21 protein-coding genes and 1 pseudogene are annotated in these 22392 nt (G+C 67.6%); 8 read left to right on the top strand and 14 right to left on the bottom strand.

All coding sequences use genetic code 11. The annotated features are described in order from the left end of the window. Both PO768_RS11305 and PO768_RS11310 read left to right on the top strand, forming a co-directional pair. Nucleotides 1-1060: pseudogene (locus tag PO768_RS11305) on the top strand (gluconolaconase); the annotation flags it as partial. Nucleotides 1061-1077: 17 nt separating this feature from the next. Then, nucleotides 1078-1635, top strand: a complete 558-nt coding sequence (locus tag PO768_RS11310; RefSeq protein ID WP_272646144.1) for a GNAT family N-acetyltransferase — start codon at nucleotides 1078-1080, stop codon at nucleotides 1633-1635. Here PO768_RS11310 and PO768_RS11315 read toward each other — a convergent pair. From PO768_RS11315 to PO768_RS11325, 3 genes are all read right to left on the bottom strand, one after another. After that, a complete protein-coding gene (locus tag PO768_RS11315; protein WP_272646145.1) occupies nucleotides 1621-2205 on the bottom strand; it encodes an NAD(P)H-dependent oxidoreductase in 585 nt (194 codons plus the stop codon). The genes PO768_RS11310 and PO768_RS11315 overlap by 15 nt on opposite strands. 45 nt (nucleotides 2206-2250) lie before the next feature. Further along, complete coding sequence (locus PO768_RS11320; protein ID WP_272646146.1) at nucleotides 2251-3498, bottom strand: glycoside hydrolase family 18 protein; 1248 nt, start codon at nucleotides 3496-3498, stop codon at nucleotides 2251-2253. Nucleotides 3499-3567: 69 nt separating this feature from the next. After that, the gene (locus tag PO768_RS11325) at nucleotides 3568-4233 is read right to left on the bottom strand and encodes a hypothetical protein (protein WP_269838320.1); all 666 of its coding nucleotides are present in this window, start codon (nucleotides 4231-4233) and stop codon (nucleotides 3568-3570) included. A 46-nt stretch (nucleotides 4234-4279) separates the two neighbouring features. Between PO768_RS11325 and PO768_RS11330 the strand changes: the two genes are divergently transcribed. Next, nucleotides 4280-4588, top strand: coding sequence for an EthD family reductase (locus tag PO768_RS11330; protein ID WP_272646147.1), 309 nt, complete (start codon nucleotides 4280-4282; stop codon nucleotides 4586-4588). 12 nt (nucleotides 4589-4600) lie between these two features. Here the strand turns inward: PO768_RS11330 and PO768_RS11335 are convergent, their stop codons facing one another. After that, complete coding sequence (locus PO768_RS11335) at nucleotides 4601-5413, bottom strand: class I SAM-dependent methyltransferase (RefSeq protein WP_272646148.1); 813 nt, start codon at nucleotides 5411-5413, stop codon at nucleotides 4601-4603. Between the two features lie 38 nt (nucleotides 5414-5451). On the opposite strand from PO768_RS11335, the gene PO768_RS11340 reads away from it, so the two are divergent. Further along, a complete protein-coding gene (locus tag PO768_RS11340) occupies nucleotides 5452-6060 on the top strand; it encodes a flavin reductase family protein (RefSeq protein ID WP_137942866.1) in 609 nt (202 codons plus the stop codon). Here PO768_RS11340 and PO768_RS11345 read toward each other — a convergent pair. Genes PO768_RS11345 through PO768_RS11355 form a run of 3 tightly spaced genes read right to left on the bottom strand, consistent with a single transcriptional unit; the run spans nucleotide 6015 to nucleotide 8606 of the window. Further along, the gene (locus PO768_RS11345; protein ID WP_272646177.1) at nucleotides 6015-6914 is read right to left on the bottom strand and encodes an EamA family transporter; all 900 of its coding nucleotides are present in this window, start codon (nucleotides 6912-6914) and stop codon (nucleotides 6015-6017) included. The genes PO768_RS11340 and PO768_RS11345 overlap by 46 nt on opposite strands. Before the next feature lie 29 nt (nucleotides 6915-6943). Further along, nucleotides 6944-8041, bottom strand: a complete 1098-nt coding sequence (locus PO768_RS11350) for a GGDEF domain-containing protein (protein WP_137942864.1) — start codon at nucleotides 8039-8041, stop codon at nucleotides 6944-6946. 16 nt (nucleotides 8042-8057) lie between these two features. Continuing rightward, nucleotides 8058-8606 carry an Lrp/AsnC family transcriptional regulator gene (locus PO768_RS11355; RefSeq protein ID WP_137942938.1) on the bottom strand — a complete coding sequence of 183 codons (549 nt, stop codon included), beginning with the start codon at nucleotides 8604-8606 and terminating at the stop codon, nucleotides 8058-8060. A gap of 222 nt (nucleotides 8607-8828) precedes the next feature. Here PO768_RS11355 and PO768_RS11360 point away from each other — a divergent pair, with 222 nt between their 5' ends. Continuing rightward, complete coding sequence (locus PO768_RS11360) at nucleotides 8829-12389, top strand: indolepyruvate ferredoxin oxidoreductase family protein (protein WP_272646149.1); 3561 nt, start codon at nucleotides 8829-8831, stop codon at nucleotides 12387-12389. 109 nt (nucleotides 12390-12498) lie between these two features. Here PO768_RS11360 and PO768_RS11365 read toward each other — a convergent pair whose 3' ends face one another. The 3 genes from PO768_RS11365 to PO768_RS11375 form a co-directional block, all read right to left on the bottom strand. Next, complete coding sequence (locus PO768_RS11365; protein ID WP_272646150.1) at nucleotides 12499-13392, bottom strand: alpha/beta hydrolase-fold protein; 894 nt, start codon at nucleotides 13390-13392, stop codon at nucleotides 12499-12501. Nucleotides 13393-13491: 99 nt separating this feature from the next. After that, on the bottom strand, nucleotides 13492-14613 hold the full coding sequence (locus tag PO768_RS11370) for a hypothetical protein (protein ID WP_272646151.1): 1122 nt from the start codon (nucleotides 14611-14613) through the stop codon (nucleotides 13492-13494). A 23-nt stretch (nucleotides 14614-14636) separates the two neighbouring features. Further along, nucleotides 14637-14972, bottom strand: coding sequence for a PadR family transcriptional regulator (locus tag PO768_RS11375; RefSeq protein WP_272646152.1), 336 nt, complete (start codon nucleotides 14970-14972; stop codon nucleotides 14637-14639). Between the two features lie 158 nt (nucleotides 14973-15130). Between PO768_RS11375 and PO768_RS11380 the strand changes: the two genes are divergently transcribed. From PO768_RS11380 to PO768_RS11390, 3 genes are all read left to right on the top strand, one after another. After that, nucleotides 15131-15277 (top strand): hypothetical protein, encoded by a 147-nt coding sequence (locus tag PO768_RS11380; protein WP_272646153.1) that lies wholly within the window; start codon nucleotides 15131-15133, stop codon nucleotides 15275-15277. A 134-nt stretch (nucleotides 15278-15411) separates the two neighbouring features. Then, entirely contained in the window at nucleotides 15412-15846 is a 435-nt protein-coding gene (locus PO768_RS11385) for a DUF2846 domain-containing protein (protein ID WP_272646154.1), read from the top strand. Nucleotides 15847-16138: 292 nt separating this feature from the next. After that, a complete protein-coding gene (locus PO768_RS11390) occupies nucleotides 16139-17668 on the top strand; it encodes a methyl-accepting chemotaxis protein (protein ID WP_272646155.1) in 1530 nt (509 codons plus the stop codon). A gap of 9 nt (nucleotides 17669-17677) precedes the next feature. Here the strand turns inward: PO768_RS11390 and PO768_RS11395 are convergent, their stop codons facing one another. The 4 genes from PO768_RS11395 to PO768_RS11410 form a co-directional block, all read right to left on the bottom strand. Then, the gene (locus PO768_RS11395) at nucleotides 17678-18457 is read right to left on the bottom strand and encodes a DUF2189 domain-containing protein (protein ID WP_272646156.1); all 780 of its coding nucleotides are present in this window, start codon (nucleotides 18455-18457) and stop codon (nucleotides 17678-17680) included. Nucleotides 18458-18500: 43 nt separating this feature from the next. Continuing rightward, a complete protein-coding gene (locus PO768_RS11400) occupies nucleotides 18501-20447 on the bottom strand; it encodes a TRAP transporter large permease (protein WP_272646157.1) in 1947 nt (648 codons plus the stop codon). After that, entirely contained in the window at nucleotides 20444-21064 is a 621-nt protein-coding gene (locus tag PO768_RS11405; protein WP_272646158.1) for a TRAP transporter small permease subunit, read from the bottom strand. The genes PO768_RS11400 and PO768_RS11405 overlap by 4 nt, the downstream gene beginning before the upstream one ends. A 71-nt stretch (nucleotides 21065-21135) precedes the next feature. After that, nucleotides 21136-22278 (bottom strand): TRAP transporter substrate-binding protein, encoded by a 1143-nt coding sequence (locus PO768_RS11410; protein ID WP_272646159.1) that lies wholly within the window; start codon nucleotides 22276-22278, stop codon nucleotides 21136-21138. Nucleotides 22279-22392: the final 114 nt, after the last annotated feature.

Raw genomic sequence — 22392 nt, forward strand, 5'->3', positions numbered from 1 at the left:
GGCGGCGCTGGGCGAGCTGGGGCCGTCGGCGCAGCAGCCGCTGCCGCAGACGGCCGGGCGCTGGCCGCTCAAGCCGCAGCAGGGCCCGCACGAGGTGGTCGGAGTGCTGGGCGAGGTGCGCGGCGGCAGGAGCAACAAGGGCGAGCGCACGATGGAGCCGCGCCACCATCTGCATGGCGGGCTGGACATCGCCGGCCCGGTCGGCGCCGAGGTGCTGGCGATCGCCGACGCCAAGGTCACGAGCCCGCTGGCCAGCTGGGGCTATGGCGAGCTGGGCGAGGGGCTGGCGCTGGGGCCGCTGGCCTATGTCCATCTGCGGGTCGGCCGCCGCGCCGACGGGCGGCCGCTCGATCCGCAGCGCTTCGTGCCGCTGCGCGACGAGCAGGGCCGGCCCGAGCGCATGCGGCTGCGGCGCGGCACCCGCTTTGAAGCCGGTGAGGTGCTGGGCACGCTCAACGGCATGGCCCATGTGCATCTGAGCCTGGGCGCGCCCGGCCACCAGGGCAATGCGCTGGCCCTGGGCTTCAAGGACTTCAGCGACCGGCAGCCGCCGCACATCGTCTCGGTCGAGCTCTTCGATGCGACCGGCGGCCCGCTGAACGCGCGCGTGGGCGGCGATCTGCTGCTGCCTGCCGACCCGTCCGGCCTCAGCGTGGTGGTCGAGGCCTGGGACCAGGTCGACGGCAACAAGCCGAGCCGCCGCCTGGGCCTGCAAAGCCTGGCCTACCAGCTGCTCGACGAGGCGGGCCGGCCGCTGCCGGGCTTCGAGCCGCCGCGCCGGCAGATCGGTTTCGAGCAACTGCCCCAGGGCGATGTCGACGAGGACCGCATGACCCAGCTCGCCTATGCCGCCGGCAGCGGCGTCACGGTGCATGGCCAGGCCAGCACCCGCTTTCGCTACCAGCTGATGAACCGGGTCGACCAGGGGCGCCTGGCCGAGGGCCGGCTGACCCTGCCGGCGCCGGGCCGTTACCGGCTGCGGGTGCTGGCGCGCGACTGGGCGGGCAATGAGGCGACTCGGGAGCTCAGGCTGCAGCAGGCAGCGCCGCCGCCGCGCTGATGGCGTACAAACACCCCATGCCGCTGACCCTGAACACCGCCCGTCTGCTGCTGCGCCCCTGGCGCGACAGCGACCGCGCGCCCTTTGCCGCGCTGAATGCCGACCCGGAGGTGATGGAGTTCTTCCCCGCGCTGCAAAGCCGTGAGCAGAGCGATGCCAGCATCGATCTCTGGACGGCCCAGTTCGCCGAGCGGGGCTGGAGCAACTGGGCGGTGGAACTGCGCGACAGCGCTGCCTTCATCGGCTTCATCGGCCTGAGCGTGCCGCGCCGCCAGCTGCCCTTCTCGCCCTGCGTGGAGATCGGCTGGCGGCTGGCGCGTGCGCACTGGGGCCAGGGCCTGGCCACCGAAGGCGCGCGGGCGGCACTGGCGGCAGGCTTCGAACAGCTGGGCCTGGCCGAGATCGTGTCCTTCACCGCGCTGACCAATCTGCGCTCCCGTGCGGTGATGGAGCGACTGGGCATGCGCAGCGACAGCGCCGAGGATTTCGACCACCCCGCCCTGCCCGAGGGCCATGCGCTGCGCCGGCATTGCCTGTACCGGCTGACGCGCGAGGATGGGCTAGGCCGCCTCTGAACCCAGCTTGCGCAGCCGCGCCAGCCACTTCTTACGCGCGGCCTCGCTGAGACCCTCGACGCTGCCGATCAGGGTCTCGTGTACCGGTGCGATGCCGACAAAGCCGAGGATGTTGCGCTCCAGCGATTTGAGGCTGTGGGCGCGGAAGTAGTAGCGGTACAGCGCGGCCGGCATGCCCATGGTCACGAGCACACGGGCGGAGCGGCCGGCGAGGCCCTTCTTGGCCAGCATATTGTTGCCCTCGCTGTGGAAGGCAAAGCCCGGCCGCGCCACCTGCTCCAGAAAGCCCTTCAGCAGCGCCGGCATATCGCCCAGCCAGAGCGGAAACACGATCAGCAGATGCTGGCACCAGGCGATCGCATCCTGGGCCTCTTGCAGGCCGGCCGGCAGCGCGCCCTGCTGCCATTCGGCCTGGCTGCGCAGCAGCGGGAAGTCCAGCCGCGCCACCTCGACACGGCGCAGCTCATGGCCGGCATCGAGCGCACCGGCCGCATAGGCATCGGCCAGCGCATGGCATAGATGCGGGGCGCTGCCGTCGGGATGGCCCTGGATGATCAGGAGGCGGCTCATGCTGCGCATGCTGAGCCCGCCGGCCTCCGCCGGGCTTGATGTGGGTCAGGGTTTGGCGTGGGGCAGCAGCCGGTGGCCGACCCCGGCGTTCCTTGCATTGAGGATGTCGCCATTGTCCTGGCTCAACTCCCAGGCGAACAGGCCGGCCAGGCCCGCCTCGAGCGCATAGCGGCCCTTGGCCCGCACCGCGCGCGGGTCGTCGTAGCCGATGAAGAGCTGCCGCTGGGGGTGGTGCAGATTCCAGGCCTCGGTCACCGGGTCGAAGCGGGCCTTGAAACCGCGCAAGCCCTGACCCTTGGGGCCGAGGTAGCGCTGGGCGATCTCGCGGTAGACCACGGCGCCGTCGGCGCCGGGGAAGGCGGCCTTCTTGGCCGCGCCGGTGACGGGTCTTGCCACACCGGCGAAGCCGCGCCCGTACATGGCCACGCCGGCCACCAGCTTGGCCGCCGGCACGCCGGCCGCCACCATATTGCGCACCGAGCGCTGCAGGCTGTCGTCGGCCTCGGGGGCGCTGCTGCGCAGCGTCGTGTGGTTGCCGGCCACGGCCGACCAGGCGCCGTAGAAGTCGTAAGTCATCATGAAGACCAGATCCAGCGAGGTCTGGGCCTGCTTGAAATTGATGCGCTCGACGATGGCGCTGGTGGTGTTGATCGCGGTCGTCAGCAGATAGGGCCGGCCGGTCTCGGCCGTCAGCGCATCGAGCGCGCGGCGCAGCTCGCTCATCAGATCGGCATAGCCCTGGCCATCGGCCGGGCTGCCGAGCTGCACGCCGTTGACCGCGCCATTGCCGCCGGGGTGCTCCCAGTCGATGTCGATGCCGTCAAAGCCCGGGTGCGCGCGCAGGAAGGCGATGGCCGAGGCAGCAAACACCGCGCGCCGCGCCGCGTCGTTGGCCAGATGGAAGAAGGGATCGGAGCCGCCCCAGCCGCCCACCGAGGCGACGACCTTGATGTGAGGCTGGCGGGCCTTCAGACGCAGGAAGGCGGCATCGAACTCGCTGTCGACCTTGCCGGTGGCCAGCTCGAAAGCCTGCTTGCCCTCGCACTTGCTCGCATCCTGCGCCAGCTGACCCGGGCCGCAGATGCGCAGAAAGGCGTAGAGCAGATGGCTCAGGCTGCCGGGCTTGATGGCATCGACGACGGCCACCGGCTCCCAGTTCGGCACATAGGCGCCGACCACCTTGGCATCGCTGCCGCGCTCCACCGCCAGCGGCCCGGCGCCGAACAGCGGCGGCTCGGCTTGGGCCAGTGTGGTGCTCAGGAACAGGCCGGTGGCCAGCAGCAGGGAACGCATCGCTCGGTGTCTCCATCAGGGATTCGCAGCCCCGAGACTAACACCAATATGATGCCAATTTAATACCAATTAAGGCGCCAGCGTGACGCGCAGCTGCAGCTCACGGCTGCTCTGGCCCTCGGCATCGCTGCTGCTGATCACGCCGGCCTGGGGCTGGCGGGTCGCAGCGCCGCTGCGCGCCACCGTCAGCCAGTCGCCCATCGCCACCAGAACGGTCGACAGCAGTTCGCTCTGCGCCCCGCTCTGCTGGCCGGCACCCAAGGCACGCAGCTCGACCCGCACCGGCTGCTTGCCGCCCGGCCAGGACGGGGTCAGCACAAAACCGCGCTGGCGCTCGATGGGCAGGCTGTGGGTCTGGGCATGGATGCGCGGGCGCTCCCTCCCACCGCCGCGCAGCTCGACCCCATAGTCCAGCCATTGCAGCAGCTCGGTCTCGCTGAGCAGCACGCTGGCCTGGTAGCCATTGAGCACCAGCACGCGCTGGATCTGGCTGCCCTCGGCCTCCTGGCGCCGGGTCGACAGCGTCAGCCCCGGCCGGGGCGAGACCGAGCCGGCCGTGCCCACCACCACGCCGCCCTGGCGCACGCCGGCCACCGCCGCGCCGCTGACACTGGACTCGGCCCAGCGCAGCTCGACCAGCAGGTTCTGGCGCGGCCCCTCGGCCGCCCGGCCCAGGACCGGGGCCAGCAGCAAGAGGCCGCAGCCCCGCAGCATCAGGCGTCGTTGATCAATCATGGGGCTAGCATAGCGAAGGCCGTCACGGCCGGGTATGGAGAAGTCCATGGCAAAGCTTGTTGCGCTCTACAAGAAGCCGGCCGATGCGGCCGCCTTCGACGCCCACTACCACGCCACCCATGTGCCGCTGGCCAAGACCATCGCGGGCTTGCGCCGCTACGAGGTCAGCAGCGGGCCCGTGATGACGCCGCAGGGCGAGTCGCCGCTGCACCTGGCGGCCATCCTGAGCTTCGATTCGCTGGCGGCCCTCCAGGCCGCGATGGCCTCGCCGCAAGGCCAGGCCACCGCCGCCGACCTGGCCAACTTCGCGCAGGCCGGCGTGGACCTCCTGATCTTCGACAGCAAGGAGGTCTGAGCCGGCGCCGGGTCAGCCGGGCCGGCCCAGCATCAGCACCGTCGTATAAGGCACCGCCACCCGGCCGTCCCGCGCAAAGCGGGCAAAGATTTGACGCACCGTCGCTGTGACGACCCGACCCGGCTCGCTGTCGGGCCGGGGCATATAGGAGCGCGAGAACACCAGGCTGATCAGGCCGGCCTCGTCCAGCCCATGCTCATGCGGCCACTGCCATTCGCGCGGCGCGGTGCCAGCGAAGAAGCGTCCGACCTGGCCGCGGTCCTCGTGTGCCAGCAGGCGCAGCCGACCCTCGCCGCCATGGCGCTCGAACACCTCCTCATCCAGCGCCAGGTGCAGCGGCTGCTCGCGCCGGCGGTCGTTCCAGACCAGCGCCACCTGGCCGGCGGGGCTCAGCACCCGCAAGGCCTCGGCCCGGGCGGCCTCGGGCTCGAACCAGTGGAAGGCCTGGGCGGCGGTGATCAGGTCCAGGCTGGCAGCGGCAGCCGGTATCGCCTCGGCCCGGCCCTCGGCGCTGCGGTAGCCGGCTAGCGCGCCCAGCCGCGCATCGCAGGCCGCGCGCATCGCCGCATTCGGCTCCACCGCCAGCACCTGCCAGCCGCGTGCCAGCAGGCCCTGGGTCAAGAGCCCGGTGCCGGCGCCGACATCGGCGACACGGCGCGGTGCCAGCTCGCGGGCCAGCGTGTCGAACAGGGCCGGCGGATAGTCGGGCCGCGAGGCCTGGTAGTCGGCCACCTTGGCGTCGAACACCGCGCCGACGCCGCCGCTGGCCGCATACAGACCGCGCAGCGCGGCGCCCGTGTCTTGTTGATCATGAGCTTGTGTCATGAGCGCGTAGCATAGCCCGCCACCCTCACGATACCGATATGAGCGAACACTTCTACGAACCCCGGCTGGGCCATGGCCTGCCGCATGACCCCTTCAACGCCATCGTCGGCCCGCGCCCGATCGGCTGGATCTCGTCGCGCGACGCGGCCGGCGTGCTGAACCTGGCGCCCTACAGCTTCTTCAATGCCTTCAACTACACGCCGCCCATCATCGGCTTCGCCAGCACCGGCTGGAAGGACACGGTGCGCAATATCGAGGCCACCGGCGAGTTCGTGTGGAACCTCGCGACGCGCGATCTGGCCGAGCAGATGAACGCCAGCTGCGCGGCCGTGCCGCCCGAGGTCGACGAGTTCGCGCTGGCCGGGCTGGCGACGGCGCCGTCGCGCATCGTTGGCGTGCCGCGTGTGGCGGCGGCGCTGGTGTCCTTCGAGTGCCGGCTGAGCCAGCTGATACGGCTGCAGAGCGCGGCCGGCGCGGCGGTCGATACCTGGCTGACCCTGGGTGAGGTGGTGGGCGTGCATATCGCCGAGCAGCTGCTGGTGGACGGTATCTACGACACCGCCGCCGCCCGCCCCATCCTGCGCGGCGGCGGCCCGGCCGACTACTTCGAGCTGGGCGAGCGCTTCAAGATGCGCAGGCCGGCGTAGAGCGAGGGCCACAGCAGGTTCAGCGCCAGCCCGCTCATCACCAGGGCGGCCGCGCCCAGTTTCCACGGCGGCAGCGGCTCGCCCAGCAACAGGGCCGCGCTGCCGATGCCGAAGACCGGCACCAGCAAGGCCATGGGCACGATGGTGGCGGCCGCATGCCGCGCCAGCAGCCAACCCCAGACGCCGTAGCCGAACAAGGTGTTGCCGACCGACTGCCACAGCACGGCGGCCCAGGTGCCCCAGCCCGCCTGCTGCAACCCCTGCGCGATCGAGGCCGGGCCTTCGACCAGCAGGGACAGCAGGATCAGCGGCGGCACCGCGAACAAGCTGGTCCAGACCATATAGGCCAGCATATTGACGCGGCCGGCGCGCTTGCCGACGAGATTGCCGCAGGCCCAGCTGAAGGCCGCGGCCAGCACCATCAGCACGCCCAGCACCGTGGTGCTGCCATCGGTGTGCGAGGCGATCACCGCGATGCCGCCGGCCGCCAGCGCCAGGCCCAGCCATTGATAGCCCTGCACCCGCTCCTTGGCCAGGCGCATCGCCAGCAGCAGCGTGAAGAAGACCTGGGTCTGCACCACCAGCGAGGCCAGGCCCGGCGAGATCTGGGCGCGCATCGCCAGATAGAGCACGCCGAACTGGCCGACCCCGATCAGGAGACCGTAGGCCGCCAGATTGCGCCAGCCGACCTGGGGCCGCGGCAGGAAAAAGATCGCCGGCAGCACCGCAAAGAAAAAGCGCAGCGCCGCGAACAGCAGCGGCGGCAAGGCGTTCAGGCCCAGCTTGATGACGACGAAGTTGCTGCCCCAGATGGCGACAACGGCCAGCGCAAGCAGGAAGTGGCGGATGGGCATCGCGGCATGAGTCATGGCCGCAGCCTACCCTAGCCCACCTCGACCCGGTTGCGGCCCTGCGCCTTGGCCTCATAGAGCAGCAGGTCGGCCCGCTCCAGCAGCTGGGCCAGCGTCTCGCTGCCGCGATATTCGGTCAGGCCGATCGACACGGTGATGCCCAGGGCCTGGGCGCCGACCGGGATCAGCAGGCTCTCGACCTGCAGGCGCAGGCGCTCGGCGCCGGCGCGGGCGGCCGGCAGCGCGGTGTCGGTCAGCAGCAGCACGAATTCCTCGCCACCCCAGCGCGCCAGCACATCGGCGCCGCGTATCGCCGCCAGCGCGGCCGGCGCGAAGGCGCGCAGCACGGTGTCGCCGGCGCTGTGGCCATGGCCGTCGTTGATGCGCTTGAAGTGGTCGAGGTCCAGCAGGGCTAGGCAGAAACCCCGGCCCGAGCGACGGCTGCGCAAGACCTCCTGCTCCAGCAGCTCCTGCATGCGGCGGCGGTTCAGCAGGCCGGTCAGCTCGTCGCGGGTGGCCATGGTCTGGATCTTCTCCAGCGCCAGCTGCAGCTCCTGCTTCTGCACCGCCAGGCGCCGGCGGATCTGGCTGAGCCGCCCGGCCAGCAGCGACACACTGGGCAGCATGAAGGCCAGCATCAGAAAATGGCCGAACTCGACCGCCGGCCGGTAGACCTCGGGCCGCCGCATCGCCATCACCAGCATCACCAGGCCCAGCAGCAGCAAGGCATAGAGGCTGACCCACAGCGCGCTGCGCGCGCGCAGCTGGAACATGCCGAACATCAGGATCACGGCCAGGATCGGGAAGATCGCGCCGCGCACCGGGCCAGCCAGCGCATAGCCGGCGGCCGCACTGCTGATCGCGTACAGCATCTGCGGCACCGTCAGCGAGGGGTCCGGCAGGCGACTCGACCAGCCGCTGCGGATAAGCAGGTAGAAGCCGATCAGCCCGCCCAGCGACAGCAGTGTCCACCAGAGCACCGGCGCCACCGGCGCCTTCGCGACCCAGACCGCGTACTGCATCACCAGCACGCTCAAACCCATCAGCAACAGTGCGAGCCCGGCCTGGCCCAGCCGCAGCCGCTGGGCGGGGTCGGTCGTCAGCAGCCAGTCAGCCAAGCGTTCGTGCATGGGCGGCGAGCCTAACTCAAGCGCCCGTCTTTCCAGTGGCACGATTGCTCAAGGATTGCAAATGCGTCAGCGGCATCGCCGCGCCGGCCTTGACCTCGCCCAGCGAGAAGCTGGTGTGGATGTCCTTCACATTGGGCAGGTTCAGCAAGGTGTCGATCGAAAAGCGCGAGAAAGCGTCCAGATCGGTGGCCATCACCTGCAGCTCGAAGGTGCCGGCGCCCGAGATGTAGTGGCAGGCCACGACCTCCGGCAGGGCGCGGATCGCGGCCTCCAGCTCGCGGGTGACGCTGCCGGCGCTGCGCTCGGTATCCACCCGCACAAAGGCCAGCACGCCCAGGCCGACCTTGCGGCGATCAATCTCGGCGCGGTAGCCGGTGATATAGCCCCGGTCCTCCAGCCAGCGCACGCGCCGCCAGGTTGGTGCGGCCGACAGGCCGATGCGCGCGGCCAGCTCGGCGTTCGAGAGGCGCGCGTCGCGCTGCAGCTCCACCAGGATGGCGATGTGATAACGGTCCAGGCCCTCGCCCGGCTCCGCATCGCCGTCGGCCTCGGAGTTGTTTCTAATGGTTTGCCCTGATAAGGGCTTTCTGGAAGCCAAACCAAATCCTCAATGTAGATCTGAGCAAGATTATTGCTCCAGGGGCCGATTTTGCGCGCCAATGAGAAAGCACCACGCGGGCCGCTTTCCCTACACTGCGCGGCGGGCCTCAAAAGACCCATACTCACGATCAGCGCGGCCGCCACAAGTGGCCGGCGCTGCTTGTCGCCCCACAGGAGACCGAAGCCAATGAACGCACCGCTACCCGAACACATCTTGCGCGCCCTAGAAAAGGTCTCGCTGGACGACAAATACGCGCTCGACCATGGGCGCGCCTTCATGAGCGGTGTGCAGGCCCTGGTACGGCTGCCGATGCTGCAGCGCACCCGCGATGCGATGGTCGGCCTCAACACCGCCGGCTTCATCTCCGGCTACCGCGGCTCGCCGCTGGGCGGCTACGACCAGATGCTGATGCAGGCCAAGAAGCATCTGGCCAAGCAGAACATCGTGTTCCAGCCGGGCGTCAACGAGGAGCTGGGCGCCACCGCCGTCTGGGGCACGCAGCAGCTCGATCTGTTCCCCGAGAAGAACAAGTTCGACGGCGTGTTCGGCATCTGGTACGGCAAGGGGCCAGGGGTTGACCGCTGCATCGATGTGTTCAAGCACGCGAACATGGCCGGCACGGCCAAGCATGGCGGCGTGATTGCGGTGGCCGGCGACGACCATATCGCCAAGAGCTCGACCGCCGCGCACCAGAGCGACCACGTCTTCAAGGCGGTCGGCTTCCCGGTGTTCTTCCCGAGCAGCGTGCAGGACATCCTGGACATGGGCCTGCATGCGTTTGCGCTCAGCCGTTTCTCGGGCCTGTGGTCGGGCCTGAAGACGATCCAGGAGATCGTCGAATCGTCCGCCTCGATCAGCGTCGACCCGGACCGCGTCAACATCATCCTGCCGGAAGACTTCCAGATGCCCGAGGGCGGCCTGCACATCCGCTGGCCCGATGCGCCGCTGGAGCAGGAAGCGCGGCTGATGGATTACAAGTGGTACGCCGCACTGGCCTATATCCGCGCCAACAAGCTGAACTACAACGTCATCAGCACGCCGCAGGACCGCTTCGGCATCATCGCCAGCGGCAAGGCCTACAACGACACCCGCCAGGCGCTGCATGACCTGGGTCTGGATGACGACACCTGCCGGCGTCTGGGCATCCGGCTGCACAAGGTCAATGTGGTGTGGCCGCTGGAAGCGACGATCACGCGTGACTTCGCGCAAGGTCTGCAGGAGATCCTGGTGGTCGAAGAGAAGCGCCAGATGATCGAGTACCAGGTCAAGGAGGAGCTGTACAACTGGCGTCCCGATGTGCGCCCGAATGTGCTGGGCAAGTTCGACGAGATCGAGGGTGACAACACCGGCGGCGAGTGGAACCAGCCCAACCCCAGCCAGAACTGGCTGCTGCGCCCGCAGGCCGACCTGACCCCGGCCATCATCGCCCGCGCGATCGCCAAGCGCCTGAAGAAACTGGGTGTCGACGCCGATGTGCAGTCGCGCCTGGATGCGCGCGTGGCCATCATCGACGCCAAAGAGAACTCGCTGAAGCTCGAAGAAAAGACCGCCGGCGGTGCCGACCGCACGCCCTGGTTCTGCTCGGGCTGCCCGCACAACACCTCGACGCGCGTGCCCGAGGGCTCGCGTGCGGTGGCCGGCATCGGCTGCCACTACATGGTGTCCTGGATGCCCGGCCGCAACACCGCCACCTTCACGCAGATGGGTGGCGAGGGCGTGCCCTGGGTGGGACAGCAACCCTTCACGACCGAGAAGCACATCTTCGCCAACCTCGGCGACGGCACCTACTTCCACAGCGGCCTGCTGGCAATCCGCCAGAGCATCGCCTCGGGCGTCAACATCACCTACAAGATCCTCTACAACGACGCGGTCGCGATGACCGGCGGCCAGCAGGTCGGCGAGCGTCCCGAGGGCCATAGCGTGATGCAGATCATGCAGAGCGTCACCGCCGAGGGCGTGGCCAAGCTCTGCATCGTCACCGACGAGCCGGCCAAGTACAACGGCATCTCGCTGCTGGCCGGCGTTACCGTGCATCATCGCGATGAGTTGGACGCGATCCAGCGCCAGTTCCGCGAGATCATCGGCACCTCGGTCATCATCTACGACCAGACCTGTGCGACCGAGAAGCGCCGCCGCCGCAAGCGCGGCAAGCTGGTCGACCCGGCCAAGCGCGTCGTCATCAACGAGCTGGTCTGCGAGGGCTGCGGCGACTGCTCGATCCAGTCGAACTGCCTGTCGGTCGAGCCGCTGGAGACCGACTTCGGCCGCAAGCGCCAGATCAACCAGAACAGCTGCAACAAAGACTACAGCTGCGTCAAGGGCTTCTGCCCCAGCTTCGTCACCGTCGAAGGCGGCGAGCTGAAGAAGCCGAAGAAGGACAGCAAACTCAGCCCCTTCGACACCAGCCTGCCGGCCCTGCCGCAGCCGCTGATCCCGAACCCCGAGCGGGCCTGGGGCATCGTCGTCGGCGGTGTCGGCGGCACCGGCGTGATCACGATAGGCCAGCTGCTGGGCATGGCCGCCCATCTGGAAGGCAAGGGCGTGATCACCCAGGATGCGGCCGGCCTGGCGCAAAAGGGTGGCGCCACCTGGAGCCATATCCAGATCGCCAACCGTGCCGAGGACATCCACTGTACGAAGGTCGGCACGGCCGAGGCCGATCTGGTGATCGCCTGCGATTCCATCGTCGCGGCCAACAAGACCACGCTGGCGGTGATGCGCGAGGGCCGCACCTATGTGGCGCTGAACACCCATGGCTCGCCAACCGCCAGCCTGGTCAACGATGCCAACTGGAGCTTCCCCGGCGCCGCCTGCGAGAGCGCGGTGGCCAAGGCGGTAGGCCCGGCCCTGCTGGGCAAGTTCGATGCCGAGGAGGTCTCGGTCAAGCTGCTGGGCGATTCGCTCTACACCAACCCGTTGATGCTGGGCTATGCCTGGCAGCAGGGCCGGGTGCCGCTGTCCTATGCCGCGCTGATGCGGGCGATCGAGCTCAACGGCGTGCAGATCGACAACAACAAGGCCGCGTTCGAATGGGGCCGCCGCTGCGCCGAGGATCTGGCCGCCGTGCAGGCCTTGTTCGCTGCGACCCAGGTGATCCAGTTCGTCAAGCGCCCCGGCCTCGACGAGATCATCGCCAAGCGCGTCGAGTTCCTGACCGGCTACCAGGACGCCGCCTACGCGCAGACTTACCGGACCTTTGTCGACAAGGTGCGCGCCGCCGAGGCGCCGCTGTCCTCGACCAGGCTCAGCGAGGCGGTGGCCCGCTATCTGTTCAAGCTGATGGCCTACAAGGACGAGTACGAGGTCGCGCGCCTGCATACCGACAAGAGCTTCACCGACAAGATCGCCGCGCAGTTCGAGGGCGACTACAAGCTGGTTCACCATCTGGCCCCGCCGCTCTTGGCCAAGAAGAACGACAAGGGCGAGCTGATCAAGCAGCAGATGGGCGGCTGGATTCGCCCGGCCTTCGGCCTGCTGGCCAAGCTCAAGGGTCTGCGCGGCACCGCCTTCGACATCTTCGGCCGCACCGAGGAGCGCACGATGGAGCGAGCCTTGATCACCGCGTACCGCGCCAGCATCGACGAGAGCCTCGCAAAAGGCCTGACGGTCGAGCGCCTGAGCCTGGCCGTCGACATCGCCCGCATCCCCGAGGAGATCCGAGGCTACGGCCATGTCAAGCATCGCCATTTGCTGGCCGCGCGGACCAAGTGGGATGGGCTGATGGCACAGTGGCAGCAGCAGGCCTGACGTCCCGTTGATGTCGAACGGCGCTTGAAGCGAGGCCCGCAAGGTGGAAACACGCTGCGGGCCTTGTCCTTGGGTGCTGGCGCGAGCGCTGCAGGCCCGCGCCATCGTGTCATTGCACCAGGAAGCGCGCCAGCGACGCGATATCACTGGCGCAATGACCGCCATAGATCGGATGCCACTCGGTGATCACACCGAGTGCCTGGGCCCGATCGGCGAGGCGCAGGCTGCCCTCGAAGTTGCCATAGCGGTCGTACAGCCCGTTGGACAGATAGAGCTCGGGAGCGCGCTCACTCTTTTGCATGCGCTCAATCAAGGCCAGGGGTGACACCCGGCGCCACTCCTGTTCGTCGGCCAGGTAGTGGCGTGCCAGTTGCACGATGCCGAAGATGATTTTGGGATCGGCCCCGGTGCGCTCGGCCCCCGCCTTCAATTGGCCAATGGACGCAAACGGCGAATCCACATAGACCCCGGGGCACAGCGCTGCCACCTTGGCAAAGCGGGCGGGCTGACTCAAGCCCAGAATCAGGGCGTTCAGCCCACCCATGGATTCACCCAGCACGATCCGGCGCAGGGGCAGGCCGATGCGCGCCTCGATCGCGTCGATCTGCGGTGTGATGTCGTCGAGCAGTCCGCTGGCCTCAGTCTGCCCTTTGGGCGTCAACAACCAGACGGGGCCGTAGGACAGGGTCACCACCGTGGGCGGCCGCAGGCCCATCCGCTGCCAGGCGCCCTGGATCATGGCCGTCATGTAGGTCGCGTCGTTCCAGATCGTTTCATCCAGATTGCGGCCATGCAGGTGATAGACGACGTCGCCATTGACGCCGCCCGGATCGCGGTTGACACAGTAGCGCAGGCGACCTTCACTGCCGCATTGCTGCGTGGCCGGCGTGAACTGCAGCGCTTGCTCGCCCATCGGCTGAGCCCATCGCGACCATCCGAGGTAGGCCAGTCCTGTGCTCAGGGCGAGGCCGGCAGCGAGGATGCGCAAGGTCCGGGGTTTCATGAACAAATCTCCTGTTTGAGAATGGGATAGGCAGCCGCCCATGCAGCAGCCCGCCCCGGGGCCGCGCTGGCTCCGGGCTGTCAAAGCTGTTAGGGTGAATCAGGTCAGGCCGGTCTTCGGCAGATGTGATCCGCGGCCCGTGGGCTTGGGTTCGAGATCGAGCTCATCAGAGAGGGCGGAACCTGCCACTGCAGCCGGTCCCGGCAAGGCTGCCAGGCTCAGCACATAGCCCAGGATGGCACTGCCACCCAGGCCCAGCAGTGGCGTCGAGACCCAGCCCATCCAGGCAGCCAGGCTCAGGCCACCCCAGATCAGGCCATGCTCCCTGGCATTGCGATGGAACAAGGCGGGCAACAGCAGCAGGAGCGAGCCCAGTCCCAGCAGCAGGCCCAGGCCGGCATGCCGCTCGAAGCCTGATTGCAGCACCTGATCGACAAAGGGCGTGTGCGCCGGAACCTGCCAGATCTGCGCCACAGCCGCTGCACCCAACATCGCCAATACAGCCAGTGGGGCATCAGGCTCACCCCGGTGTTGCCAGCCGCGTTGCCACAACACCAGACTCATCACCATCAACCAGATCAGCTCGGCCTGCAGGACCAGCGCCGCCACGGCCATCAGCAGCCCCAGGCTGTCGCCCCTGGAGCGCTCAACACCCCGGCGGGGCCGGGACAGCAGCAGGAGGCAGGGCAGCAGTATCCAGACCGGCTGCACATGCACCGGCCCCAGGTGCAGCCAACGTCCGATGACACCGGACATTGGCGCCAAGGCCGTGCTGGCCAGCAAGAGGGCACCCAGCGCCGCGCACAGTATCGAACGCAGGCGAGGCCCCCGCTGCAAGCTGCGACGCGGCAACAGCGCCAGGCTGGCCAAGGCAAACGCCAGGGAGAGCCCGTTCATCCAGGCCATTGGGCGCGGCGCATCGGCCCAGACCATGAAACCGCAACCCAGGAGCACCGCAGCGCTCGCACCAAGCAGGCCCAGGTATGGCGCTTGCAAGCCCATCACCCGCACGCGCTGCACACGCTGCAGGCCACGCTGGCCGGCGCGCTCGCAGGCGAGTTGCAACGCAGCCTTCAGACAGCCGAAGGCAAAGCTCAGCGCCTCGCCCTCATCGGCCATCTCGGCCACCTCGGCACGCATGGCCTTTGCCCAGCCCGACTGCGCGGCGGGCAGGAGCCAGACCACCCCCTGCATCAACACCCGGATCAGGACGGCAGACAAGCGCCGTATGGGCGCCAGGCCTTTCATGACGACCTGCCGGCCAGGCCGGGCGTGAGGCCTGCGCCCGCTCTCAGGGCGCGGGCCTGCGCCAGTGCGTCGCCGAGCGAGGCGACCAGGGCGTGGCCGGCCTCGGTCAAGCGGTAGACATGGCGCGGCGGCCGCCCCGACGTCGGTGACTCCTGCCAGGCCGCTTCCAGCTGGCCCTGGGCTTCCAGCCGCATCAACAGGGGGTAAAGGGTGCCGGACTTGATGCCTGCCAGCGCTGCGATGTCATAGCCGTGTCGCCATTCGCCAGCGGCGTTGGCCAGGATGTCCAGCACCGCAAGGGCCTGGGCGGAGAGTGCGCGGGTGCGAGTCATGCAACAACTCTATATATGTAGAGTTATCACGTCAAGTGATTGCAAGCATCAAGAAGCGCGGCGGTCAGCGGACTGCGCACCGCCGCAGGGTCAGGTCTTGCTCTTGAGCATCCCGTACCCAGGCCGTACCCGTCATCGGTGCCGTTTCAGGCGCAACGTTGAATGCTCTGTTCACGGACTTCTATCAAGACGTGGCTCGCGGGCATTTCACCGTCAAGCGGCTGGAGAAGGCCTATGGAGCCATGCAGATCCAATCTCAATATCAGGAACTGAGCAAAGCCTTGATATCGAAAAGCAAAACTTGACCCTTCTCGACGAATTGTCCCCGCCCCTTCGCCGGAATGAGCGTCACATACAGCGGCGCTGTTCTCGACTAGACTGCCGCGGCTCGCAGCCACCAGCCTGCGGCACATTCCATTAATGAAGAGGGAGAGTACACATGAAGAAGCTGTTCGTCGTCGCGGCCATCGCCGTCAATCTCGTCGGCTGCGCGTCGGTCAATATGGGCAATTCACAGCAGGATGCTGCCGCCAAGACCTTTACCGCCCCGGCCGGCAAGGCCGCCATCTATGTCTATCGCAATGAGTCGATGGGCGCCGCCGTGAAGATGGATGTCGAGGTCGACGGCAAGCCCATCGGCCAGACCGCCGCCAATACCTTCCTGCGCAAGGAAGTAGAGCCGGGCAAGCACACGGTCACCTCGAAGGCAGAGAACACCGACACGGTGGAGATCGATGCCAAGCCGGGCGCGCTTTACTACATCTGGCAAGAAGTGAAGATGGGTGTGCTGTACGCGCGTACCAAGTTGCACCTCGTCAGCGAGGCCGATGGCAAGAAGGGCGTCAACGAAACGAAGCTGGCCGAGACCAAGTAACTGATCCAGCTCCGCTCGGAAGCCCGCAGCGCGGTCGCGCTGCGGGCTTTTTTACACTTGCAACGCGCGCCGCCGGCAAACGGCATGGCGTGCTGGCGCAGTGGCGCAAGGCCTGACCCCGGCGGCATGATCCGCAGCCCGCAGCGCCCATAGCCTGCGGGCTTTTTGTCGGCACATCGCACAAGCCTCGGAATTGGGCTCCAAAACAATGACTGTTCCACATTGACTATTGCGGCGCAGCGGCATTCAATCGACGGCATAAGGCCGGAGCTCGGCCAGCAGGAGACATGCGATGAAAAAGTTGGGCATCTCTTTCCGTCTGTGGCTCCCCACGCTCGCGACCGCCGTGCTGCTGACGGCGGTGACCGTGGTCTCCAGCTGGCGCACCTCCAGCGAACTGGCCAGCGAGCAGCAGGCCCAGACCGCGCAGCGCGACAAGCTCGAGATGGCGCTGCAATGGGCCGGCCTGACCCAGGCCAATGCGGCCCGCACCATGGCCGGCCTGATGAGCCAGGACACGGCGCTGGCCGGCCAGCTCAAACCCGAGATGGACGCCACCTCGGCCGCGATCTCCGAGCTGCAGAAAAAGATCGATGCAGCCGCCGACAGCGAGGCCGAGAAGAGCAGCCTCGCCGCCATCGCCAAGACGCGCGGCGTCTATATCGCTTCGCGCAACGAGGCCGCCAAGCAACCCAGCGAGGCCGGCATCGCCAAGGTGCGCGGCGAGCTGAACACCTATCTGGATGCGCAGAAAGCCTTTGTCGACCTGCAGCAGCAGCGTGCCGTCGCGCTGGCCGCCGAGGCCCAGCGCTCGCGCAGCATCGACATCACGATCACCGCCAGCGTGCTGGGGGCCGTCGTGCTGCTGCTGCTGGTGTCGACCGGGCTGATGGTGCGTGCCATCGTGCCGCCGCTGCGCGCCGCATTGGATGCCACCGAGCGCATCGGCAGCGGCGACCTGTCGGTGCAAATCGACAGCGGCGCACGCAGCGACGAGATCGGCGATCTGCAGCGCGGGCTCAACGCCATGGTGGTGTCGCTGCGCGATATCGTGCAGTCGGTGCGCTCCGGTGCCGAGAACATCCGCACTGCGGCCAGCGAAATCGCCGAGGGCAATGCCGACCTCAGCCACCGCACCGAGGAGGCCGCCAGCAGCCTGCAGCAGACCGCCTCGACGATGGAAGAACTGACCGCCACCGTGCGCCACTCTTCCGACTCGGCCGCCACCGCCAATCAGCTGGCGCTGAGCGCGGCCCAGGTGGCACAGAGCGGCGGCGATGTGGTGGGTCAGGTGGTAGCCAGCATGGGCCGCATCCAGAGCAGCTCGGGCCGTATCGGTGACATCATCGGCGTGATCGACGGCATCGCCTTCCAAACCAATATCCTGGCGCTGAATGCGGCCGTCGAGGCGGCTCGCGCCGGCGAGCAGGGCCGTGGCTTTGCGGTGGTCGCGTCCGAGGTGCGCTCGCTGGCGCAGCGCAGCGCCGAGGCGGCCAAGGAGATCAAGGGCCTGATCGGCGCCAGCGTATCGGAGGTTGATGCCGGCTCATCGCTGGTCAACCAGGCCGGCAGCACGATGAGTGAGGTGGTCGGCAGCGTGCGCCGGGTCGCCGATGTGCTGGGCGAGGTCAGCGCCACCAGCCGCGAGCAAAGCCAGGCCATCGGCCAGGTCAACCAGGCCGTCGCCCATCTGGACACGATGACCCAGCAGAACTCTGCCCTGGTCGAGCAGAGTGCGGCGGCCGCTGCCAGCATGCAGACCCAGGCCGCTCAGCTGGCCGGCCTGGTCGAGGCCTTCAGGCTGGAGGCACAGCCCGCCTGAGCGGTTTTTTCAGGGCTCGACCAGGTCGCGGTAAGCATGCCAGCTGGCGTGGGCCAGCAGCGGGAAGATGACGACCAGGCCCAGCATTAGGGTGACAAAACCCAGCGCCGTCAGCCCGGCGATCAGCGCGGCCCAGAGCAGCATCGCGGCGCCGTTGACGCGGCAGCATTGCAGGCTGGTCAGCATCGCGGTGATCGCGTCCACCGGGCGGTCGATCAGCAGCGGCGCGCTGACCACGCCCAGCGCGAACACCAGGGCCGCCAGCGCCGCGCCGACACAGACAAAGGCCAGCAGCAGCATGGTGTACTGGCCCGACATCAGCTCCAGCGGCCAGCGCGACAGCTGCAGCGGCTGCCCCTCATAAAACAGCGCGAACACGATGGCCGCCAGCCGCTCCCAGACGATATAGGCCAGGGCCAGCATCAGGCCGAACAGCGCAATCGAGCCGGCGTTGGCCCGCCAGGCCCGCCATGCCTGGACGCCGTCCACCACCCCGCCCTGCTCCAGCTGGCGCGACAGCGCATACAGCACGATGGCCAGGAAGGGCGCTACCAGCAGGAAGCCGCCCAGCAGGGCCGGCGCCATATAGGAGGCCTGCCAGCCGGCCCCGCCCAGCGCCAGGCCTATGGCCGCGACCAGGGCGCCGGTGCCCAGGCTCTGCGCCGGCGTGCGCAGCAGGTCGGCGCCGCCGCGGCGCAGCCAGACCCAGGGCCGGTCGATGCCGACCTGGCGCACGCGCGGCATAGCGATGGATTCGGAGGACTCGGACTCGGCAAGCAGCTGACTCATGATGAACTCCTGTGCAGACGGCCCGCCGATGCTAGTCCTCCTGTCAGCGTCCGTACAGCACTTGCGGCAGCCACATGCCGATCTGCGGCCAGATATAAAGCAGCACGATGGCCACCACCTGGATGCCCATAAAGGGCAGCATGCCGGCAAAGATCTGGTTCAGGGTCACATGTTTGGGCGCCACGCCCTTCAGGTAGAAGGCACTCATCGCCACCGGCGGGCTCAGGAAGGCGGTCTGCAGATTCAGCGCCACCAGCAGGCCGAAGAACAGCGGATCGACACCGAAGTTGTCCAGCAGCGGGATGAAGATGGGCATGAAGATCACGATGATCTCGGTCCATTCCAGCGGCCAGCCGAGGATGAAGATGATGACCTGGCTGAGCACCAGGAACTGGGTCTGGGTCAGGTCCATGCTCAGCACCCAGCGCTCCACCAGTTCCTGCCCGCCCAGCAGCGCGAAGGCCGCCGAGAAAATGGCCGAGCCGACAAACAGCCAGCACACCATCGCGCTGGTCTTGGCGGTCAGGAACACGCTCTCCTTGACGACGGTAAAGGTCAGTTGCCTATAGGCTGCGGCCAGCAGAAAGCCGCCCAACGCGCCGACCGCCGCCGCCTCGGTGGGCGTGGCCAGGCCGAACACGATGGAGCCCAGCACCGACATGATCAGCACCAGCAGCGGAAAGAAGCTGGTCAGCAGCATCTTGAAGATCTCAAGGCGCGCGAAGCTGAGGATGGCGTAGAAGACCAGCAGGGCCGCCCCACCGACCGCCAGGCCGATCCAGTAGCCGGTCGGTGCCGGTCGCCGCGTGCCCGGTTCGAGCAGTTCGGGAGGCGTGGCCGGCGCCTCGCTGGCCGCCGCCTCAGCAGGCGGCTCGGCCCCCATTTCCTTGAGTTCCTCGCCCTCGGTCGGCGGCACGCCGTCGGCCTCGGCAGGCGGCTCGGACAGGCCCTCGCCAGGCTCCGAAAGCCCCTGCTCGGCCGGCTCGCCGCCGGCGCTGCCCCCCGCGCCCATCTCGACCAGGGCGCTGTCCGGCGCCTCCTGAGGCGTCATGGTGGTCACGCTGTCATAGCTGCTCAAGGCCACGACCACAAAAAGCAGGGCCGGCGCCAGCGCGATGCCCAGCTGCTTGAGCAGATAGCCCGTCGGCACGCCATGGTTGCGCGAGCCCTTCAGCGCATTGATCAGCAGCGGCAGGGCACGCCGGGCCTGAGTGGCGCCGACCTTCAGCAGCTCGGGCGGCAGCGGCACGAAGCGCTGCTCGGCCGTCAAGGGAGGCGCCATCGCCGGCTTGAGCTTGGCCAGGATGATGACGTAGACGATGTAGAGCCCCGCCAGCATCAGGCCAGGGAAGAAGGCGCCGGCATAGAGCTGCACCACCGAGACCCCGGCGGTGGCGCCGTAGACGATCAGCAGCACCGAGGGCGGGATCAGGATGCCCAGGCAGCCGCCGGCCGTGATCGCGCCGGCCGACAGGCGCACGTCGTAGCCGCCCTTGAGCATCTGCGGCAGGGCCAGCAAGCCCATCAGCGTGACGACGGCGCCGACGATACCGGTCGCGGTGGCGAACACCGCGCAGGTCACCAGGGTGGCCACCGCCAGCGAGCCCGGCACCCGCGCCAGCGCCAGATGCAGGCTGCGGAACAGCTTCTCGATCAGATTGGCCCGCTCGACCAGATAGCCCATGAAGACGAACAGCGGTATCGAGATCAGCACATCATTGGCCATCACCTTGTAGGCCGACTGCACCATCAGATCCAGGGTCTTGGTGGTGTTCTCCTCGTAGGCGATCCAGGTGAACACCATGCCCATGCCCATCAGCGTGAAGGCGGTGGGGAAGCCCAGCATGATGGCAACGACGACCAGAGACAGCATCAGCAGGCCGATATGGCCGTTGCTGATCTTGGGCACGGCGATCAGCATGCCCAGCGCGGCCGCGATGATCAGTCCCATCAGGATGAAGCCGAACCAGAGTTCCTTGCGCAGTTTCATGCCGCACCGCCTTTCTTGGCGGCGTACTGATCCAGGGCCTCGATGTCGGCATCCTTCACATGCACCATCTCCTTGAGCTTCTCTACATCGACCTCCTCGACGTCCTCATCGCGCCTGGGCCATTGGCCGTCGCGCAGGCACAGCAGGCAGCGCACGATCTCGACCAGGCCTTGCAGCAGCAGCACGCCGCCGGCCAGCGGGATCACGAACTTGAAGGGGTAGAGCGGCAGCGCGTCGGCCGAGAAGGTCTGCTCGCGGATCGCCAGCGACTCCTGGGCATACTGCCAGCCGGCCCAGGTCAGTGCGACGATGCCCGGCAGGAAGAACAGCAGATAGAGCAGCAGATCGATGGCGGCCTGGGTGCGCGGGCGGAAGAAGCCGTAGAGCACATCGCCGCGCACATGGCCGTTCTTGCTCAGCGTATAGGCGCCGGCCGTCATGAACAGCGTGCCATAGAGCATGATCTGCGCGTCCAGCACCCAGGCATGCGGCTTGTTCAGCACATAGCGGGAGAACACCTCCCAGCTGATCAGCAAGGTCAGCAGCACGACCGACCACGCGAAGGCCTTGCCTATCCAGGTGGAGAATCGGTCCACCGCCAGCAGCAGGTTCTGCATCACGAATCCTTCCCAACGCGGATCTCATGAAAAAGGGGGCCCAGCGCCCCCTTTCATTCGGCGCCGGCCGTTCAGGCCTTTTTCGCCGGGGCCTTGCGCCCGAAGTAATGGTTGTAGGCCATCTTGAAGTCCACCGTGTAGTCGCCCTGCCACTGGCCGGCCCGCGCCGCGAAGGCGCGCTGGCTGTCCAGGATCTTCTTGAACATCGCGTTCTCGCCGCCCTTCTTCGCCATGATCTTGTCCCAGGCGGTCAGCTGGGCACGCAGGATGGCGTCGGGCGTCTTGTAGAACTTGACCCCGGCCTTCTTCAGCTCCTCGTAGTCCTTGGAGTTGCGCTCGATGGCCTTCCAGCTCATATCGGCGCTGGCCGCCTGCACCGCATAGTCGACGATGGCCTTCAGCTCGGCCGGCAGTGCATTCAGCTTGGTCTTGTTGAACAGGATCTCGAACTGCTCGCCGCTCTGGTGAAAGCTCTGCAGCATGCAGTTCTTGACCACATCGGGGAAGCCCAGCAACTTATCAGAGCTGGCGTTGTTGAACTCGGCACCGTCGATCAGGCCGCGGTCCAGCGCCGGCACGATCTCGCCGCCGGGCAGCGGGTTCACCGCCGCACCCATATCGGTGTACATATCCACCGCCAGGCCGACGGTGCGGAACTTGACGCCCTTCATATCGGCCGCCTTGGCGATCGGCTTCTTGAACCAGCCAAAGGGCTGGGTGGGCATGGGGCCGTAGAGATAGGAGGCCACGTCCAGGTTCAGCGAGGCATAGATCTCTTCCAGCAGGGCCTTGCCGCCGCCGTAGTTATGCCAGGCCAGCAGCATATTCGGGTCCATGCCGAACGAAGGCCCGGAGCCCCACAGCGCCAACGCCGAGTTCTTGCCGTAGTGATAGGCCACCACGCCATGGCCGCCGTCCAGCGTGCCTTTGGCCACGGCGTCGAGCAGTTGGAAGGCCGGCACCACCGAACCGGCCGGCAGCACCTCGATCTTCAGGCGCCCGCCGGCCATGTCGTTGACCTTCTTCGCGAAGTCCTGGGCGTACTCGTGGAAGATGTCCTTCGAGGGCCAGGTCGACTGAAAGCGCAGGCTGGTGGTCTGGGCCGTCGCGATCATCGGCGCGGCCAGCGCACCGGCGGCGGCCGTGCCGGTGGCGGCTTTTTTCAGGAAGCGCCGGCGTGCGGCCGGGGCCTGGTCTTTGGGTTCTACGCTCATCTCGGTCTCCTAGGTTTTTGAAGTCAAGATCTCGCGCCTGGGCAGCCGCCCCAACGCCGCGCCACCGCCTCTTGTGTCGGAGGCTGGCCGCGCTGGCTTGAATATCAAAGCCTT

Origin of the sequence: Paucibacter sp. XJ19-41 (assembly GCF_028462495.1) — a bacterium.
GTDB lineage: Bacteria > Pseudomonadota > Gammaproteobacteria > Burkholderiales > Burkholderiaceae_C > Roseateles_E.

Excerpts from the sequence above, each read along its gene's own strand:
- PO768_RS11310 (WP_272646144.1), top strand. The coding sequence starts at position 1,078 with ATGCCGCTGACCCTGAACACCGCCCGTCTGCTGCTGCGCCCCTGGCGC.
- PO768_RS11315 (WP_272646145.1), bottom strand. The coding sequence starts at position 2,205 with ATGAGCCGCCTCCTGATCATCCAGGGCCATCCCGACGGCAGCGCCCCG.
- PO768_RS11320 (WP_272646146.1), bottom strand. The coding sequence starts at position 3,498 with ATGCGTTCCCTGCTGCTGGCCACCGGCCTGTTCCTGAGCACCACACTG.
- PO768_RS11325 (WP_269838320.1), bottom strand. The coding sequence starts at position 4,233 with ATGATTGATCAACGACGCCTGATGCTGCGGGGCTGCGGCCTCTTGCTG.
- PO768_RS11330 (WP_272646147.1), top strand. The coding sequence starts at position 4,280 with ATGGCAAAGCTTGTTGCGCTCTACAAGAAGCCGGCCGATGCGGCCGCC.
- PO768_RS11335 (WP_272646148.1), bottom strand. The coding sequence starts at position 5,413 with ATGACACAAGCTCATGATCAACAAGACACGGGCGCCGCGCTGCGCGGT.
- PO768_RS11340 (WP_137942866.1), top strand. The coding sequence starts at position 5,452 with ATGAGCGAACACTTCTACGAACCCCGGCTGGGCCATGGCCTGCCGCAT.
- PO768_RS11345 (WP_272646177.1), bottom strand. The coding sequence starts at position 6,914 with ATGCCCATCCGCCACTTCCTGCTTGCGCTGGCCGTTGTCGCCATCTGG.
- PO768_RS11350 (WP_137942864.1), bottom strand. The coding sequence starts at position 8,041 with ATGCACGAACGCTTGGCTGACTGGCTGCTGACGACCGACCCCGCCCAG.
- PO768_RS11360 (WP_272646149.1), top strand. The coding sequence starts at position 8,829 with ATGAACGCACCGCTACCCGAACACATCTTGCGCGCCCTAGAAAAGGTC.
- PO768_RS11365 (WP_272646150.1), bottom strand. The coding sequence starts at position 13,392 with ATGAAACCCCGGACCTTGCGCATCCTCGCTGCCGGCCTCGCCCTGAGC.
- PO768_RS11375 (WP_272646152.1), bottom strand. The coding sequence starts at position 14,972 with ATGACTCGCACCCGCGCACTCTCCGCCCAGGCCCTTGCGGTGCTGGAC.
- PO768_RS11385 (WP_272646154.1), top strand. The coding sequence starts at position 15,412 with ATGAAGAAGCTGTTCGTCGTCGCGGCCATCGCCGTCAATCTCGTCGGC.
- PO768_RS11390 (WP_272646155.1), top strand. The coding sequence starts at position 16,139 with ATGAAAAAGTTGGGCATCTCTTTCCGTCTGTGGCTCCCCACGCTCGCG.
- PO768_RS11395 (WP_272646156.1), bottom strand. The coding sequence starts at position 18,457 with ATGAGTCAGCTGCTTGCCGAGTCCGAGTCCTCCGAATCCATCGCTATG.
- PO768_RS11400 (WP_272646157.1), bottom strand. The coding sequence starts at position 20,447 with ATGAAACTGCGCAAGGAACTCTGGTTCGGCTTCATCCTGATGGGACTG.
- PO768_RS11405 (WP_272646158.1), bottom strand. The coding sequence starts at position 21,064 with ATGCAGAACCTGCTGCTGGCGGTGGACCGATTCTCCACCTGGATAGGC.
- PO768_RS11410 (WP_272646159.1), bottom strand. The coding sequence starts at position 22,278 with ATGAGCGTAGAACCCAAAGACCAGGCCCCGGCCGCACGCCGGCGCTTC.